General features: G+C 47.5%; 2 protein-coding genes. Both read right to left on the reverse strand.

What is annotated here, in order from left to right:
- Positions 1 to 57: 57 nt before the first annotated feature.
- Positions 58 to 228 carry a hypothetical protein gene (locus tag PX482_RS14935; protein ID WP_288026078.1) on the reverse strand — a complete coding sequence of 57 codons (171 nt, stop codon included), beginning with the start codon at positions 226 to 228 and terminating at the stop codon, positions 58 to 60.
- A 164-nt stretch (positions 229 to 392) separates the two neighbouring features.
- On the reverse strand, positions 393 to 1,271 hold the full coding sequence (gene murB, locus PX482_RS14940) for a UDP-N-acetylmuramate dehydrogenase (protein ID WP_002760709.1): 879 nt from the start codon (positions 1,269 to 1,271) through the stop codon (positions 393 to 395).
- Positions 1,272 to 1,641: the final 370 nt, after the last annotated feature.

The raw sequence follows: 1,641 nt of genomic DNA on the forward strand, positions 1-1,641 counted from the left end.
GCGGGCGGCTCCCCAGAACAGTCTCAGCCTGGAAGTTGGTCACTAGCTAGACACTACCTAACAGCCACAGGCGATAGGCTGAGAGGCCAGAGATGCTGTCGTGGCTTTCATCTTACCTCTCAGCGGTTTTTGAGATGTTGCGACAATTGGCAATATCAAAGTCAAACGGCTATCAGTGCGATCGGCGATCGCGTAGGGTGCGTTAATTAAATGTAACGCACCACCCACGAGATATATTAAAAATAGTTAGCCGTAGGGTGCGTTCCCTAATGTGGCTCCTACTGCCCCACCAATAGATTTTGGGGAACGCACCATGCTAGAGGATTATAAAAATATCTGCCGTCGCACTCCAGCCCATCGCGGCTGAGTTCAACCGTTATCGAGAAAAATAGTTAAATCCCGTCAAATTCCCCTAAAACTTTCACCTCTGGTTCTAACCAGAGGGACCAGCGATCGAACACTTGTTCCTGCACATGACGAATTAAACGCAGAATATCCGAGGCTTTTGCTGAACCAATATTCAGGATAAAATTAGCGTGTAATTCTGATACTTGCGCTCCACCAATTTGATAACCTTTTAATCCCATTTCCTCAATTAAAGCCCCGGCAAATTGCGGTTTAGGATTGCGGAAAACGCTACCACAACTGGGACGATCATAGGGTTGGGTACTTTTGCGATGGCGTAAATTATGGGTAGTAATTGCCATTATTTCCTCGCAATTATCGGTAGCTTCTAACTGAAATGTAGCTTCGATAACTAAACGTTGATCCCCTTGCAGAGAAGAACTGCGATAACTATAATTTAAATCTTCTTTGCTTACAGTTTCTAACTGACCATCGGGATTTAATACCAGCGCCCGCACTAATCGATCCGCCACACAGGAGGTGTGCGCCCCCGCATTCATGACCACAGCACCCCCCACCGTACCGGGGATACCCACCGCCCATTCTAGGCCCCTCCAGCCCCTTTTTGCCGCTCTCCAAGCTATTTTTGGCAGGGGTTCCCCCGCCGCTGCTGTAATCGTAGCAGTTTCGGCATCAAAACAACTCGATCGCAGATGGCGAGTATTGAGGACAAGTCCGGGTAAACCTCGATCGCTGATTAGTAAATTTGAACCAGCCCCCAAAACAGTCAAGGGTAAATCTTGCGATCGCAACCAAGCGAACACTTCTCTTAATTCCTCTAGATTAACTGGTTCGGCATACCATTGCGCTCTTCCCCCCACCCGGTAGGAAGTGAAATCAGCTAGAGAAACAGAGGTTTTAATCATAGGGTTTTAGGGGTTGGGGGTTGGGGTTTTAGGGTTTTGGGTGTTGGGTGTTGAGGGTTGGGGTTTTAGGGTTTTGGGGTAGTGGGGAATTTAGCTGAAATTTCCCTATCTCCCTATCTCCCCATTTCCCCATTCCCTAGCTCGGGGTTGGGGTTTTAGGGTTTTGGGTGTTGGGTGTTGAGGGTTGAGGTTTTAGGGTTTTGGGGTAGTGGGGAATTTAGCTAAAATTTCCCTATCTCCCTATCTCCCCATTTCCCCATTCCCTAGCTCCTATACCTGAACTTCCCCCGTATAAATATACTAGCTATGGCTCAAAGTCTTACAGAGCCTGAGTTAAAGCAATGTAATACTAATAAACTACTGGGTACAA

The organism is Microcystis sp. M53602_WE12 (assembly GCF_030065455.1).
GTDB lineage: Bacteria > Cyanobacteriota > Cyanobacteriia > Cyanobacteriales > Microcystaceae > Microcystis > Microcystis aeruginosa.

Bases quoted from the DNA above. Each gene is read 5' to 3' on its own strand.
- murB (WP_002760709.1), bottom strand. From the start codon at position 1,271: ATGATTAAAACCTCTGTTTCTCTAGCTGATTTCACTTCCTACCGGGTG.